The organism is Brevibacterium sp. CSND-B09 (assembly GCF_052906525.1).
Window position 1 is genome coordinate 567363 of sequence record NZ_JBREGI010000001.1, and the last position, 14741, is coordinate 582103.

Genomic DNA, 14741 nt, shown 5'->3' on the forward strand with positions numbered 1-14741 from the left:
CCGGTCGGTTCTTCTCACGGCGGGGTCAGTGGGCGGTCATCGCCGAGGCGACATATCCGCGGACATGTCGCCCTTCGACGACGAGGTCGGTGTGGGCCAGATGTGCCAGCAGACGCACGAGCTCTTCGCGTTCCCGGGCTTTGATGTTCTCGTGCACGGTCTCCTCGGTGTCGTCATCGCCGACGGGCACAGCGTACTGAGTGATGATCGGCCCGGTGTCGACTCCGGTGTCGACGATGTGGATGGTTCCGCCGGTCAGCTTCACCCCGTGGGCGAGCGCGTCGCGGACCCCGTGTGCACCCGGGAACGACGGCAGCAGCGCCGGATGGGTGTTGATGATCCGGGACGGGAAGGCCTCGACGAAGCTGGGACCGAGGATGCGCATGAAACCGGCGGAGACCACCCAGTCCGGGGCGAGCTCGGCCACCGTGTCCTTCAGCGCCAGGTTCCACTCGTCGCGGTCGGCGAAGTCCTTGGGCCGGACGACGAAGGAGGGAATCTCATGCTGTTCGGCTCGGGTCAGGACCCCTGCGGTGGCCGAGTCGGCCCCGATGGCGACGATGTCGACTCCACGGGTCCCGTCGGCGAAAGCGTCGATGACGGACTGCGTGAGGGTACCGGATCCTGATGCCAGAAGAACGATGCGCACCCGCACAGTCTAACGTCTGCAGCACATGGACGATGCCCTGCTGTCATCGTGCGGACACGGCCCGCCGAGGCATTTGTCAGTCGACTGTGAGAAACTGATCCGGTGACGTCACCGCAGAATACCGAAGAGAAGAAGGCACCGACTCCCGAAGAGGAGGCACAGGCCGCACCGGCACGACACGGGCTCGTCCTGATACTGCTGATCCTCGCCTCGGTGCTGACGTTCACGTATCAGCTGCCGTTCAAGCTCGCCGCCATCGGCTTCGCCATCGCCGCAGTCGTCTGGTCGGTGAAGTACATCGTCGCCGTCGTCAAGACCAAGCAGCGCCGGAACATGTCCTTGGGCATCCTCGGCGGTCTGCTCAGCATCTACCTCATCTTCTCCACGATGTCCTCGGTCATCCTCTGGCCGGTGCAGTCGAAGTACGAGGAATGCCTGCGCGACGCGATCACGCAGCAGGCGCAGCTCTCGTGCTCGAGTGAGTATCAGTCGGGTCTGGGTGACTGGTTCAAGCAGGTCACCGGCCAGGATCTCGATCTGCCCGGCACCAAGTGATCCACGGGGCCAGGGCCCTGATCATTCAGCGCTGATCCCCTCACCGAGGATGTCCTCGGTTCACGCCTGCCCCGTCACCGAGGCGGACTTCTGTTCACGCCACAGCCGCGGTGAGTACGCTGCCTCACCGAGGCAGCCCAATCCGTCACCGAGGCGGCGCCCTCGTCTAACGCGGTTCGTCTTCGTCGACGATGTCGTCGGCGAGCGATTCCGGTTCGTCCTCATCGAACGCATCCGTTGTGCGGTCCTCTTCGAACGCGCCCGCTGTGGCATCCTCGTCGTCGGGGTACTCTTCGTCTTCCTCGGCGAATTCGGAATACTCGGCGTGCAGACCGGAGAGTCTGATCAGCAGAAGGCCGGCGGCCATTCCCACACCGATCCACCCAGTGATCGCCAGCGCCGACGTCAGGGCCGAGGGTCCGAACCCGGAGAGACCCAGCGGGCCCAAGGCCCCACCGGCGAACAGTGCGAGCACCTCGAGGGCGACGAACAGTATCCCGATTGCAAGCCCCAGTCCCATCCACGACTGTGCGGCGATGTCACGGGCTCGGTCGCGGCCGAGGATGACGCACAGCAGACCGAGCAGCACGAGAAGCGCCGGTGCGGCCGCCGTCCAGGCGGGATAGTCACCGTCCAACAGCTGCAGCACGTGCACATCGGGCACGGGCGCTGAGGTCGAAGTGAATGCAGAGCTCGTCCCGGCCCCGCCGATGCTCACTCCCGTCCCGGCGGTCCACGACAGGGCTGAGAAGAGGATGCTCGGGGCGAAGAGCGCCTGAACGACGATGAGGCCGATGCCTGCGGCGACCGGTGAGCTGTAGACCTGCACAGTGTCGGCGACATCGCTCCAGCGGATCACGATTCCGACGACGAGCACGATCGCACCGAGTGCCGCAGCGGCCCACAGCAGACGGCGTGCGAGTCCGACGGAGACAGTCCAGGTGTCATCGGCGATCACGGCCAGTCCGGGGATGTCACCGATTCCTCGCACCCGAATGAAGGCCCACGCCACAGCCGTGACGAGGAAGAGGAAGAGCCGAAGGAATCCGAGCGGAGTCACCGTGGCCTGGCCGACCAGGATCGCCACGACGAGCAGAGGAGCGGCGTAGGCCACGACGAAGGTGCCCAGAGCTGTACCCATGAGCGCCCACCATCCGCCGGGATCGTCGTCGCTCTCGGCCGGGCTGTCCGCTGCCGTGCTGCGGGCGACTCGTTTGGCCCCCGTTGCCACCAGCAGCCACAGGCCGACAGTCACGAGGCTCGGCGCCAGCGAGAAGTCGAATCCGAGGGACGAGACACTCAGTCCTGACACCGTCGCCCACAGTGCGAACGCCCATTCGGGAATCGCCGAGTACGGCAGCTGCGAGCCGAGCCCGATGATCCAGAAGACGATGGCGACGACGAATCCCGCGGGAACGACGATGAGGTCGATCTTCACGACTTCCATGAGGGCTGCGAAGATCGTCCGACGGTAGGGCTGAGGGTGAGGAGAAGTGTGCATCAGGACCATTTTCGCCTAACCCGCCTCGGCTTCCCGGTATTGACCACGCGATTCCCTGCTCCGGGAAGTACAATTGCGCCAGGACAGGCTTGTACACGCAAAGGATGACCCCACGATGAGCAACGGGAACGATCACCCCAATTTCCCGCCACCACCCAGCGAGCCTCCGGAGAACGGCGGGTCGAAGCCCGAGTCGGAGTTGCCGACGGATGAGGGCCTTCCGGGTTCGGTCTCCGATGACGCCCCCACCGCAACCGGCGGTTCGGCTCAGTCCGGAAGCGGTTCCTCGGTGCCCGATGACCAGGCACCACCCTTGGGAGCTCCGGGCAACGATGCGCCGGAACGACCGACGGTCGCTCCGGCTGCTTCTCAGCAGAACGAACCGCCTCAGTATTCGGGCCCCGGCGCCCAGAACGATCAGTCCTTCAACTCTGGCCAGCAAGGCGGAGCCAACGTTCAGGGCGCCCCACAGGCGGGTCCCTATCCCGGTGCCCCGTCTCCGAGTGACCAGCCTCAGAACGGGCAGTATCCGAACAACCAGTACCAGAGCCCGCAGCAGCCGAACGGCGGCTACCCCGGGGCTCAATCGCAAGGCGCTCAGCCGCAGGGCGGCCAACAGCCAGGCGGTCAGTATTCGAATGCGGCATATCCGGGGGCGTCTAATCAGCCGTACCCCGGCGCTCAGGACCAGCCGGGCCAGTTTAACTCCGCCCAGAACCAGTCCGGGCAGTATCAGACGGGGTCGGGGCCGAACGCCCAACAGACCGGTTCCGGTCCATCCCAGGCAATTCCGCAGCCTGCACCGGCTCCGGGTTTCGCCGGCGGTCAGAGCACCGCGACGCGTGCCGACAATCGCCCCGATAAGAAGAAGAGCAAACTTCCGCTCTTCATCACCCTCGGTGCGGTCGCGCTGGTCATCATCCTCGTCCTCGTCGGGTTCTTCGTCATCGGCAGCGTGAACAAGAACAAGTACGGACCCGACAAGGTCGCAGAGGACTACGTCGAAGCCCTGAACAAGGGTGATTTCGCAGCCGCGGAGAAGATCGCCCCCTCGACGCGGCCTGAGGGCACGAACCTCGATCTGCTGCAGAAGGAATTCACCGATTCCTCATCGGCGAAGATCGAGAAGGCCAAGGTCGAATCGTCGAAGACCGACGGGGACAAGGGCACCGTCGTCGTGTCCTACGAGCTCGACGGCAGCCCCTACAATGTGGAGCTCTCTGCGACGAAGGACGGCAAACAGGACCTGTTCTTCGACAAGTGGACGATGAAGGGCCCCGACCTCAACGTCATCTCCCTCGATATCCCCGCTGCCGACGGTCTCGCCGTCAACGGCAAGGACTACAAGGCGAAGTCCGGCACCACGTCGTTCGCTGTCTACCCCGGCAGCTACGACTTCACGATTCCGAAGAGCAAGTGGATCTCCGAAGCTTCCGATACGGCCAAGGTGAACTTCCCGAAGGCCTTCGCCCCCGGCGGACAGCCGAACAAGGGCCAGGTGTCCCCCACCACCCTCAACCTCGATCTGTCCCCGACCGGCGCCTTCGACAAGGAAGTTCAGAAACAGGTCGAGAAGGAGCTCCAGAAGTGCTTCGACAACAAGAGCATCGAGCCGAAGTGCGACTTCATCAAGTACGACCCGACCGAGATCCCAGTCGGCGGTTCGGACAAGAAGCTCGATGATCTGGCCAAGAAGAACACCGCCAAGTGGGACATGAAGGAGATGCCGAAGGTGAAGGCCAGCTTCGGCGCCGGAGACACGAACACCGGCTCGTTCTTCACCGAGAAGCCAGGCAAGTTCAACTTCTCCGTCGACGGCAAGAGGGCCGGCTCCTCGTACTTCTCCAACGGCAACTCCCTGTCGGTGTCCGGAAGCGTGAAGATCGACGGAGACAAGCTCTCGGTCGAATTCTTCGACTTCTGACCCCAGGGTCCACCGCCGACACGGTGCACCTCACCTCCCCGAGGTGAGACACCCACCGTCACCGAGGCGACGTCCAAGTCACAGCGGGCCTGTGACGACCGATTCCCGGTCGTCGCAGGCCCGCTGTCGTCGTTCTCTCAGACTCCGACCGACCGAGTCGGCAGCTCGAGGTCGGCCGCGGCTTCGAACCAGGCACCGGCGGCCATGACGAGTTCGTCGGCGAACCGTCGTCCGGCGATCTGCACTCCGATGGTCCGACCGTCGTCCATGGATCCGGCCAGCACCGTCGCCGCAGGCTGTTCTGACATGTTGAACGGCATGGTGAACCCGATATGCCCCATCGGTTCGTGCACCTGCGGGTACGGCATCGGCTGCTCGGCCGGGAATGCCGCGTCCGGAGCTGTCGGCGAGATGACCAGGTCGAACTCGGCAGTTGCTCCGACCGTCCGCCGCCGGATCTCCTGAACGCTGTGATAGCAGCGCATCAGGTCGACTCCGCTGGTATCGGCTCCGTCCTGTGCCCACTGCTGGATATAAGGCAGAATGAGCGCCTGTTCGTCGACAGGCAGCGCCTTGAGGTCGGCCCACGACCGGACCCGCCAGAACAGATCCATGTCGCGGAGGAGATCATCGTCGATGAAAGGATCGACCGTGACGATTTCTGCACCGGCCGCAGAGAACCTCTCTGCCGCCTCGGTGACGGCCGAGCGCACCTGCGCCGCTGCGGCGACCCCGCACCCGGCGTCGAGCTGCACGCCGATGCGCAGTCCCCGCGGGTCGAGGGCTCCAGCCGAGTCGCTGCCCGGCAGAGACTGCGCATCATCGGCGGCGAAGCGCGGCAGCCGCGAATAGTCGCGATCGTCCGGGGCGGAGATGATGTCCATAGCGGCTTTGACGTCGGCCATCGTCCGCGCCAGCGGTCCCGCACATCTGCCCAGGTAGGGGGCGTCGAGAGGCACGCGGCCGAAGCTGGGCTTGAGCCCGGCCAGACCGAGCCACGTGCATGGCAGGCGGATGGATCCGCCGATGTCGGAGCCGATGTGGATGGGTCCGTATCCGGCGGCTGCCGCGGCTCCGGCTCCGGCGCTCGACCCTCCGGTCGTCAGGCTCGGGTCCAGCGGTGAACGGGTGATTCCGTGCAGAGAGGACACTCCTGAGGAGAGCATTCCCCAGTCGGGCATCGTCGTCGACCCGAGGATGACGGCTCCGGCTTCTTCGAGACGCTCGGTGATCGGGGCATCGTGGCCGGCCACCGGCATCTCCACCCAGGCGTGGCCGCTGGGCAGCGGAACTCCGCGGCGGGCGATGTTCTCCTTGATCGTCACGGGCACCCCGTCGAGGTCGCTCAACGGTCGTCCCTCTCGCCAGCGTGCTGCGCTGGCAGCGGCGGCGTCCCGGGAGCGTTCGTCGTCGCGGTGGAACAGGGCGTTGATGGTCGGTTCGCAGTCGTCCATGCGGTCGACGACCGCGGAGTGCACCTCGATCGGGTCGAAGTCCCCGCCGGCGAATCCGGCTGCCATTTCGGCCGCACTGCGGTCGGCAAGCGATGTGGTCATATGCTGCCCTTTCTCTCGATGGTTCGTGGCGCCCTGCGCGCGAGCCGGTCTATCCGGCCGCGAGTGCTTCGGCCAGGCTCGGGGTGGCGGCGATGAGGCGCCGCGTGTACTCGTCCTGCGGGTTCGCGTAGATGTCCTCCGTCGCACCCGATTCGACGATCTGTCCGGCTCTCATGACGATGACCTCGGAGCACAGGTGTTTGACGACGCCGAGGTCGTGGGAGACGAAGAGGAGAGTCAGCGCGTACTCGTCGACGAGGTCGGTGAGCAGGTTGAGGACCTGCGCACGCACCGAGACGTCGAGGGCGGAGACCGGTTCGTCGGCGACGAGGATCTGCGGCCTGGTCACGAGGGCCCGGGCGATCGAGATGCGCTGTCGCTGCCCGCCGGAGAACTGGTGCGGGTACCGGCGCAGGGAGTCCTGGTCGAGGTCGACGGCGGCGATCATCTCCTCGACTCGTGCTGCGCGTTCGTCCTTGTCGACTCCGGCGGCGATGAGCGGTTCGGCGACGATGTCGGCGATGCGCATCCGTGGGTCGAGCGAGGCGAACGGATCCTGGAACACGATCTGCAGGTTCTCGCGCAGGCGGCGCAGAGCCTGTGAGCTCGCGGCTTCGACCTGGATGTCACCGACACGCACATGCCCGGTGGTCGGTCGGTCGAGGCCGGAGAGGATGTTCAGCAGCGTCGACTTCCCCGATCCCGACTCCCCCACGATGCCCAGGCGGGCTCCGGCCGCGACGCTGAAGTCGATCCCGCCCAGGGCGGTGACGTCCGATCGTCTGCGACCGAAGAATCCGCGTCCGCGGAAGATCCGGGTGACGTCGGAGACCTCGATGAGCGGTGCCGATTCCCTCACCGAGGGGGTCCGGTGGTCATCCCTCACAGAGGCGGCTCTGGCCCCGTCCCTCGCCGAGGTGGTCCTGACGCTGTCTTCGTCCGTCGACCCCGCGACGGACATGCCGGTGTGATCCGGTCGGGTCGAGATCTGCGGTTCGTCACGAAGATCCCCCGGCTCCCCCACATCGACCGAAGCCTCTGCTTCGCCGATCTGCGGCCCCGAGTAGGCGAGCGCGGTCTTGAGCGTGAAGAGTCGGCCGCGGTCGTCTGTGGCTTCGAGATCCGAGGATGCCAGGAGCCCTCGCGTGTACTCGTGTTTGGGCGCGGTGAAGATCTCGTCGACGCTGCCGGACTCGACGATGCGGCCGCGGTACATGACGATGACCCGATCGCAGACTCCGGCGACGACCGCGAGGTCGTGAGTGATGAACAGCAGTCCAGCCTCCACCGCCGAGACCCTCTCGGCGATGAGGTCGAGCATATGCTTCTGCACGGTGACGTCGAGGGCGGTGGTGGGCTCGTCGCAGATGAGCAGCCTCGGCGAATTGGCCAGGGCGATCGCGAGCATGACCCGCTGCCGCTGCCCGCCCGACAGCTGGTGCGGGTAGGCGAACCGGGCGCTGTCGGGGTCGGGCATGTGGACGTCGCGAAGCAGTTCGAGCACACGCGTCGGAATCTGCCCCCGCGGCGCCTTGCCATGGAGGCGCAGCACTTCGGCGATCTGGTCGCCGATGCGCATGAGCGGATTGAGGGCGCTCATGGGTTCCTGGAACACCATGGACACGATGTCCGAGCGCAGCCCGGCCAGGGTCTTCTCGTTCGCTTCGAGAAGGTTCCCGGAGTGCCCCTGCAGGTGCACCTGGCCACGGGCGTGCAGCTCTTCTGGCAGCAGACCCATCACGGACTGGGCGGTCAGCGATTTCCCCGACCCGGATTCGCCGATGAGTCCGACCCGCTCGCCCGGCGCCAGGCTGAGTCTGACATCGTGGAGCACCGGAGCGTCCGCTCCGGCAGGGGTGATGGTGAGGTCACGGACCTCGAGCAGGTTCTCAGGCACCTCGCGCCTCCATCTTCGGGTCGAACCGGTCGCGCAGCCCATCGCCCAAGAGATTGAATCCGAGCACCGCGAGTGCAATGAACACTCCCGGCCACAGAGCGAGCTCGGGGTGGGTGGACAGGTACTGCTGGGACTCCTGCAGCATCCGGCCCCACGACGGGGTCGGGGCCTGGGTACCGAGTCCGAGGAAGGACAGCCCTGCCTCGGCGAGGACGGAGATCGCGAAGGCCACGGACGCCTGGACGATGACCATTCCGGCGATGTTCGGCAGCACGTGGACGACGGCGATGGCCGGGATCCGACGGTTCGAAGCTCGCGCGGCGCGGACGTATTCGGAGCCGAGCACCTGCAGCGTGCCGGAGCGTGCGACGCGCGCGAAGCCGGGGATCGCGGCGATGCCGACGGCGACCATGGCCGGTCCCGTCCCCGGCGAGTAGACGGCAGCGAAGATGATCGCCAGCAGCAGCGCGGGGAAGGCCAACAGGATGTCGTTGGCCCGCATGATCACCGCGTCGAGCCACATTCCCCACGGCTGTTTCGCGAAGAAGGCGGAGATTATTCCGATCGGGGTGCCGATGAGCAGGGCGATGCCGACGGCGACGACCCCGACGAGCAGCGTGATCCGCGCCCCGACCATCACCCAGGTCAGCGTGTCCCGTCCGAAGGTGTCGGTGCCGAACGGGTGGGTGAGGCTGCTGCTCTGCAATCGGGCGGCGGGGTCGATCGTGGTCGGGTCGTACGGGGTCCACACGAAGGAGATGAGAGCGAGTCCGACGATGAGCACGACGAGGCCCGCGCCGATGATCATCGATGCGTTCGCCCGCCGTCCGCTCCTGCGGGACCGGCCCGGCCGGATCTTCGCCGAGGCGGTCGTGTCTCTCGCGTCGTGAGCGACGGGATCGACGTGGTCGCTGGGGCTCTGGGCACCGGTCGGGGTCGGGTTCATGCGGCGTTCCTGATCCGGGGGTCGACGATGGGCACGAGGATGTCGACGATGAGGTTGATGATGAGCACGAGCAGGACGAGGACCATGACGATGCCCTGCACCGCTACGAGGTCACGATTGGCGACGGCGCGGACGAGCTCGGAGCCGATTCCGGGCAGAACGAAGATCTGTTCGATGATCACGGCCCCGACCAGCAGGGTGGCCAGTTGGACTCCGGCGACGGTGATGACGGGAATCGCGGCATTGCGCAGTCCGTGCGCGAACAGCGCCTTCGTCTTGGTCAGTCCCTTGGCGCGGGCGGTGCGGATATAGTCTTCCCGCATCACATCGAGCACGGCCGAACGAACGTAGCGGGTGAGGATCGCCGCCTGCACGAGAGCAAGCGACACGACCGGCAGGACGAGACGGACAAGGAAGCCGCCGAGGCCCTCGATCGGAGCCATCCAGCCTTGGGACGGGAACCATCCGAGGGTCAGAGAGAAGATGATGACGAGGATGATCGCGGCCAGGAAGTTCGGTATCGCGATGCCGACCTGGCTGATCGCCGAGATCGTCACGCCGATCCAGTTGCGCTGCTCGAGGGCGGCGAAGGTGCCCAGGGGCACGGCGATGAGGATGGACACGGCGATGGCCGCGATGACGAGGATCGCCGTGACCTGGACGCTGTCGACGATGGCGGGAGTGATCTCGGCACCGGTGACGTAGGAGGTGCCGAAGTCTCCGGTGAGCATTCCTCCCAACCAGTCGAAGTACCGGATGAGTGGCGGCCGATCAAGCCCGTATTGAGCTTCGAGCGACGCTACTGCCTCCGGGGTGGCGTTCGTTCCCAGCGCCACCTGTGCCGCATTGCCCGGCAGCAGGCTCATCAGGGCGAAGATCACCACCGAGGCGACGAGGAGGGACAGCGCGAACTGGATCGCGCGGTTGATTGCGTAGGTGAGCATCGACGTGCGCGGTCAGGACCAGCTGAGGTCGGCGATCTTGAATGCGTCGGAGACGCGGTTGGCGGGTATCCCCTCGACTCCGGACTTGGCGATGACGAGATTCGGGAACAGGAACAGGAAGTCCGAGGCAGCATCCTCGGTGATCGTCCGCGCGATCTTCTTCATTCCCGAGATGTACTCGTCTTCGGTTCCGGTATCGGCTTTGTCTGCCAGCTCCTTGATGGTCGAATCGTCGTAGCCGATGTAGTAGTCCTTCGAGAACACGGTGAGGATGTCGCGCGGTTCGGCATGGTTGATCACCGACATGTCGTAATCGTGTTCGGTGAAGGTCTTGTCCAACCACACGGCGGGGAACTCCTGAGTCGAGATCTTCGCCTTCAGTCCGACCTCTTCGAGCTGCGCGGAGACGATCTCGGAGATCGCCTTCGCGTACGGCAGGTTCGGCACAGTGAAGGCGAATTCCTCGCCCTTGATCCCGGCTTCGTCGACGAGCTGCTTGGCCCTCTTCGGATCGTACTTCCACACCCCGGTGAGGTCTTCGTAGTACGGGTCGGTCGGGGGCACCATCGAGCCGATGAGCTCGCCGTAGCCCGCCCAGGCCGTGTCGAGGACGGCCTTGCGGTCGATCGCGTGCATCACGGCTTCACGGGCCTTCTTGTCTTTGAAGATGCCCTCGGCGTTGTTCATCGACAGCACGACTTCGCCGTTCGTAGTGCCGGAGACGATCTGATAGTCGTCGCTTTGGAACTCTCCGGCCAGTTCGGGGGCCTGGAGGTTGGAGACGAGGTCGATCTCTCCGGACTTCAGGGCGTTCGAGGCCGAAACCGCGTCTTTGAAGTATTTGAACTGGACCGAGTTCAGGGACGGCTTCTCGCCCCAGTAGTCGTCGCGGGCGGCGAAGTCGATGGACTGTCCGCGTGTGAATTTCTCGATCGCGAAGGGACCGGTGCCGACGGCTTCGTTCGCCAGGTCGTCGGTGCCTTCGGTGTCGAAGACGGCTCCGACGAGGCTGGTGAGGTTGAACAGCCAGGTGTTCGACGGTTTCTTCAGTTCGATCGTGACGGTGGAGTCGTCCGGGGTCTCGATGGACTCGACGATGTCCATCTTCGACTTCAGCGCGTTCTTCCAGTCCTTCTGCACTCTTTCATAGGAGTACTTGACGTCTTCGCTGGTGAAGTCCGCACCGTTGGAGAACTTCACACCATCCTGGAGTTCGAAGGTGTAGGTCTTGCGGTCATCGGACAGTGTCCAGTCCTTGGCCAGTGCGGGCTGGATCTCCCCCTCGCCGTCCAACCGGACGAGCGATTCGTAGACGTTCTCCATCAGCGCTTCGGGAATGGCGACTCCCGAGGTGGAGGTGAAGTCGAGGTTGACCGGTTCGGCGGTGAAGGCAATCATCATCGAGTCCTTCTTCTGCGCATCGCCTCCGGTGTCGGAGGCTCCGGCCGAACAGCCTGTGATCAGCAGGCTCGTGGCGGCCGCTGCCGCCACCCACGTCATGATGCGCGGAGTCTTCATTGTTCTCCTCGATTTCGCCGACCACGAAGAGGGTCGTTCGCCAACACTCAAGCATCGTCAGTGTATCCGAAGTTCTCAGCTGGTGAGGCGGCTGTGTTCAGATGCTGAGCGTTTCGAGGAGGAGGTTCAGAGATTCGATTCGTCGGCGAGAATCGCGGCCAGTGCGTCGAAGGCGAATCGGCGGTGGGAGCGTGAGTTCTTCTCCTCAGGCGTCATCTCGGCGGCACTGAGTTCGGAACCCTCGGGGACGAAGATCGGGTCATATCCGAAGCCGTTCTCGCCCTTGGGTTCGGTGGCCAGGCGCCCGGGCATGACTCCTTCGGCGGTGAACTCACGTCCGTCGGCGGTCACAGCGGCCGCCGCGCAGCGGAACTGCGCTCCGCGGTGTTCGGCCGCGATGTCGCCCAGCTGAGCGAGCAGGAGTTCGAGGTTCGCACGATCGTCTCCGTGCCGGCCGGACCAGCGAGCGGAGAAGATGCCCGGTGCACCGCCGAGCACGTCGACGCTGATTCCCGAGTCGTCGGCGATGGCGGTGTGCCCTGTCGCAGCGGCCGCGGCACGCGCCTTGATCAGCGCGTTCTCGGTGAACGTGACTCCGGTTTCGGCGACATCGCCGAGTCCCGCCTCGGCGGCGGTGAGCACCTGGGTGTCAGCACCGAGGACGGGCCCGAGGATGGTCAGCAGCTCGCGCTTCTTGCCCTCGTTGTGAGTGGCCAGGACGAAGGTCGTCATCCGGCGAGCACTTCGGACTGGATGCGGGTGAGTTCGGTGCACCCGTGGCCGGCGAGGTCGAGCAGCTTGCCGAGTTCGTCGCGGTCGAACGGTGCGCCCTCCGCGGTGCCCTGGACTTCGATGAACTTTCCGGACCCGGTCATGACGACGTTCATGTCCGTCTCGGCGCGGGAGTCTTCGACGTACGGCAGGTCGAGGAGGGGCTCTCCGTCGATGATGCCGACGCTGACGGCCGCCACTGAGTCGATGAGCGGCTGGTGGGCGGCGGGGATCAGCCCAGTCGAGCGCCCCTTGTCGATGGCCTTCGCCAGCGCAACGTAGGCACCGGTGATCGAGGCGGTGCGGGTGCCGCCGTCGGCCTGGAGGACGTCGCAGTCGAGGACGAGGGTGTTCTCTCCGAGCTTGTCCATGTCGATGACGGCGCGCAGGCTGCGACCGATGAGACGGGAGATCTCGTGAGTGCGTCCGCCCTGTTTGCCCTTGACCGATTCGCGGGTGCTGCGGGAATCGGTGGCGCGCGGGAGCATGGCGTATTCGGCGGTGACCCAGCCGCGGCCCTGGCCCTTGAGCCAACGGGGCACGCCTTCGGTCAGTGAGGCCGCGCAGAGGACGCGGGTGTTGCCGAATTCCACCAGCGCGGACCCTTCGGCTGTGTTGATCCAGTCCGGAGTGATCCGGACTTCACGGAGTTCGTCTGCTGCACGGCCGTCTGCTCGCACTGTCTGCCTCTTTCGTCTCGGTGGTGGTGTCTGCTGGTCGCCGGCGATCGTCGCCGGCTCACACGGTCCAGGTGGCTCCGGGCTTCGCCAGCTCGATGGGTCCACGGTACTCCCCGGCCGCCTCACCGCGAACGATGGAGCAGTCGGTCCAGACCGGGATGTGGGTGAGCACGAGCGCGGACGCTTCGGCGTTCTGCGCCACCCGTCCGGCGCGCTTGCCGGTGAGGTGGATGCCGCGCGCAGTGTCGCGGTCTTCCTGGAAAGCGGCTTCGCAGAGGAAGAGGTCGGCGTCTTTCGCCGCTGCGACGAGGTTGTCGCACTCATCGCTGTCGCCCGAATACGTGATGACCTTGCCGGCCGCATCCGTGATCCGCAGCGCATAGGCCTCGACGGGGTGGTCGACGAGGAAGGATTCGATGGTCAGGGAGCCGATCTGGTGGCGACTGCCGTGGTCGATGTCGGTGAACTCGAAGGCGTGGTCGAAGTCCGAGTCGTCTCCCCCGTTGGCCACCGGAGACTTTCCGGGATCCGTGTAATAAGCCCGGGACAGGCGTTCCTTCGCACCGGCCGGAGCGAACACCGGAGTGCGCGTGCGGATCGTTCCCGTGTCGGAGATGTCGCCGTTGAAGAACTTCGGGTCGAAGCAGTGTTTGACGTAGAGGCCGGTCATGTCCATGCAGTGATCCGGGTGGAGGTGGCTGAGCACGATTCCGGAGAGGCGATCGGTGTCGATCGTCTCCTGCAGGGGACTGAGCGCACCGGACCCGAGGTCGAGGATGATGCGAGTGGGTGTGTCCTCATCGGTTTCGATGAGGTAGCAGCTGGCGAGGGCGCCGCGCCCCGGGAAGGAGCCTGCGGTGCCGATTGCGGTGAGTCTCATATCTCGTCATCCCCTTGCGTCTGGTCGAGCAAGGTCGTCGTCAGTCGGTCCTGAATCCACGTCAGGAAGTCGTACAGGGTCAGGGTGAGGTCTTCGGATTCGGAGAGGTCCTCACGGTGGGCGTACTTCTCCTCCTGCGCCTCCTCGGTGTCGATCCCGAGGCGGACAGCGAGGACGAGTCGCAGATCGTTGAGGCCCTTCATCCAGGCGAGCACCTCGTCCCGTGTCAGGGAGATGTCATTGCCCTTGCTCAGTCCCAGCAGCACGATGCGCACATTGTGCGCTTTGGCCTGTTTGAGATCGAACTCGGTGAGGCGGCGGAACTCCGCTGAACGCTCATCGTCCTCGGGATCGACGTCGGGCAGCAGCCGCAGCAGCGCCGGGTCCTCCGGACGGGGACGGTCGACGAGTCCGAGCCGGGCTTCCCAGTTCTCCGAGTCCGGACGGTCGTCATCGCTGTCGTTGTCTTCGGCCAGCAGAGCCGCAAGATCGGTGAACACCGTGAGCATGAGCGAGCGTTCGTTGTCTTGCAGGGTGAGGACGACGTCGTCCCCTCGTGCGTCGATAGCGGCCATGTGTCAGTCGGATCCTGAATCGGGTTGGCACGCGGCCCACAGGCCGTATTCGTGCATCGCTTGGGTGTCTCGTTCCATGGCTTCGCGGCCTCCGGTGGCAACGACGGAGCGCCCGTTCTCATGGACTTCGAGCATGAGTGAGTGGGCTTTCTCCTCGGAGTAGCCGAAGTAGGTCTGGAACACGAAACTGACATAGCTCATGAGGTTGACCGGGTCGTTGAAGACCACGGTCCGCCAGGGCTTGGCCAGGTTCTCGGAGGGTCGGACGTCGACCTCCGGCTCCAGGACTGGTGTCGTTGGGTTGCTCACGTTTCCACCATACGGCAGAACACTGACGCTGTCGTG

General features: G+C 65.2%; 14 protein-coding genes. 2 read left to right on the forward strand and 12 right to left on the reverse strand.

From position 1 onward, the window contains the following. Positions 1-25: 25 nt before the first annotated feature. On the reverse strand, positions 26-649 hold the full coding sequence (purN, locus tag ACU4IU_RS02785; protein WP_446655839.1) for a phosphoribosylglycinamide formyltransferase: 624 nt from the start codon (positions 647-649) through the stop codon (positions 26-28). Positions 650-751: 102 nt separating this feature from the next. Between purN and ACU4IU_RS02790 the strand changes: the two genes are divergently transcribed. Next, positions 752-1204, forward strand: coding sequence for a hypothetical protein (locus ACU4IU_RS02790; protein ID WP_101545186.1), 453 nt, complete (start codon positions 752-754; stop codon positions 1202-1204). Positions 1205-1370: 166 nt separating this feature from the next. Here the strand turns inward: ACU4IU_RS02790 and ACU4IU_RS02795 are convergent, their stop codons facing one another. Next, the gene (locus ACU4IU_RS02795) at positions 1371-2705 is read right to left on the reverse strand and encodes a cell division protein PerM (protein WP_446655840.1); all 1335 of its coding nucleotides are present in this window, start codon (positions 2703-2705) and stop codon (positions 1371-1373) included. 115 nt (positions 2706-2820) lie between these two features. Between ACU4IU_RS02795 and ACU4IU_RS02800 the strand changes: the two genes are divergently transcribed. After that, complete coding sequence (locus tag ACU4IU_RS02800; protein WP_446655841.1) at positions 2821-4629, forward strand: hypothetical protein; 1809 nt, start codon at positions 2821-2823, stop codon at positions 4627-4629. 137 nt (positions 4630-4766) lie between these two features. On the opposite strand, the gene ACU4IU_RS02805 is transcribed toward ACU4IU_RS02800, so the two are convergent. From ACU4IU_RS02805 to clpS, 10 genes are all read right to left on the reverse strand, one after another. After that, the gene (locus ACU4IU_RS02805) at positions 4767-6185 is read right to left on the reverse strand and encodes an amidase (RefSeq protein WP_446655842.1); all 1419 of its coding nucleotides are present in this window, start codon (positions 6183-6185) and stop codon (positions 4767-4769) included. Positions 6186-6234: 49 nt separating this feature from the next. Continuing rightward, positions 6235-8124: a dipeptide ABC transporter ATP-binding protein gene (locus ACU4IU_RS02810; RefSeq protein ID WP_446655843.1), complete on the reverse strand. Its 1890-nt coding sequence runs from the start codon at positions 8122-8124 to the stop codon at positions 6235-6237. Continuing rightward, positions 8075-9028 (reverse strand): ABC transporter permease, encoded by a 954-nt coding sequence (locus ACU4IU_RS02815; RefSeq protein ID WP_446655844.1) that lies wholly within the window; start codon positions 9026-9028, stop codon positions 8075-8077. The genes ACU4IU_RS02810 and ACU4IU_RS02815 overlap by 50 nt, the downstream gene beginning before the upstream one ends. Beyond that, positions 9025-9972, reverse strand: a complete 948-nt coding sequence (locus ACU4IU_RS02820; protein ID WP_446655845.1) for an ABC transporter permease — start codon at positions 9970-9972, stop codon at positions 9025-9027. The genes ACU4IU_RS02815 and ACU4IU_RS02820 overlap by 4 nt, the downstream gene beginning before the upstream one ends. Before the next feature lie 12 nt (positions 9973-9984). Beyond that, on the reverse strand, positions 9985-11490 hold the full coding sequence (locus ACU4IU_RS02825; RefSeq protein ID WP_446655846.1) for an ABC transporter substrate-binding protein: 1506 nt from the start codon (positions 11488-11490) through the stop codon (positions 9985-9987). A gap of 126 nt (positions 11491-11616) precedes the next feature. Next, positions 11617-12222 (reverse strand): RdgB/HAM1 family non-canonical purine NTP pyrophosphatase, encoded by a 606-nt coding sequence (gene rdgB, locus ACU4IU_RS02830; protein ID WP_139469688.1) that lies wholly within the window; start codon positions 12220-12222, stop codon positions 11617-11619. Continuing rightward, positions 12219-12941: a ribonuclease PH gene (rph, locus tag ACU4IU_RS02835; protein WP_139469689.1), complete on the reverse strand. Its 723-nt coding sequence runs from the start codon at positions 12939-12941 to the stop codon at positions 12219-12221. The genes rdgB and rph overlap by 4 nt, the downstream gene beginning before the upstream one ends. Positions 12942-12999: 58 nt before the next feature. Beyond that, positions 13000-13821, reverse strand: coding sequence for an MBL fold metallo-hydrolase (locus tag ACU4IU_RS02840; protein WP_446655847.1), 822 nt, complete (start codon positions 13819-13821; stop codon positions 13000-13002). Then, positions 13818-14396: a DUF2017 family protein gene (locus ACU4IU_RS02845; RefSeq protein ID WP_446655848.1), complete on the reverse strand. Its 579-nt coding sequence runs from the start codon at positions 14394-14396 to the stop codon at positions 13818-13820. Before ACU4IU_RS02845 ends, ACU4IU_RS02840 begins: the two co-directional genes overlap by 4 nt. Positions 14397-14399: 3 nt before the next feature. Further along, positions 14400-14705: an ATP-dependent Clp protease adapter ClpS gene (gene clpS / locus ACU4IU_RS02850; protein WP_101545203.1), complete on the reverse strand. Its 306-nt coding sequence runs from the start codon at positions 14703-14705 to the stop codon at positions 14400-14402. Positions 14706-14741: the final 36 nt, after the last annotated feature.

Excerpts from the sequence above, each read along its gene's own strand:
- ACU4IU_RS02795 (WP_446655840.1), bottom strand. The coding sequence starts at position 2,705 with ATGCACACTTCTCCTCACCCTCAGCCCTACCGTCGGACGATCTTCGCA.
- ACU4IU_RS02800 (WP_446655841.1), top strand. The coding sequence starts at position 2,821 with ATGAGCAACGGGAACGATCACCCCAATTTCCCGCCACCACCCAGCGAG.
- ACU4IU_RS02805 (WP_446655842.1), bottom strand. The coding sequence starts at position 6,185 with ATGACCACATCGCTTGCCGACCGCAGTGCGGCCGAAATGGCAGCCGGA.
- ACU4IU_RS02810 (WP_446655843.1), bottom strand. The coding sequence starts at position 8,124 with ATGGGCTGCGCGACCGGTTCGACCCGAAGATGGAGGCGCGAGGTGCCT.
- ACU4IU_RS02815 (WP_446655844.1), bottom strand. The coding sequence starts at position 9,028 with ATGAACCCGACCCCGACCGGTGCCCAGAGCCCCAGCGACCACGTCGAT.
- ACU4IU_RS02820 (WP_446655845.1), bottom strand. The coding sequence starts at position 9,972 with ATGCTCACCTACGCAATCAACCGCGCGATCCAGTTCGCGCTGTCCCTC.
- ACU4IU_RS02825 (WP_446655846.1), bottom strand. The coding sequence starts at position 11,490 with ATGAAGACTCCGCGCATCATGACGTGGGTGGCGGCAGCGGCCGCCACG.
- rdgB (WP_139469688.1), bottom strand. The coding sequence starts at position 12,222 with ATGACGACCTTCGTCCTGGCCACTCACAACGAGGGCAAGAAGCGCGAG.
- ACU4IU_RS02840 (WP_446655847.1), bottom strand. The coding sequence starts at position 13,821 with ATGAGACTCACCGCAATCGGCACCGCAGGCTCCTTCCCGGGGCGCGGC.
- ACU4IU_RS02845 (WP_446655848.1), bottom strand. The coding sequence starts at position 14,396 with ATGGCCGCTATCGACGCACGAGGGGACGACGTCGTCCTCACCCTGCAA.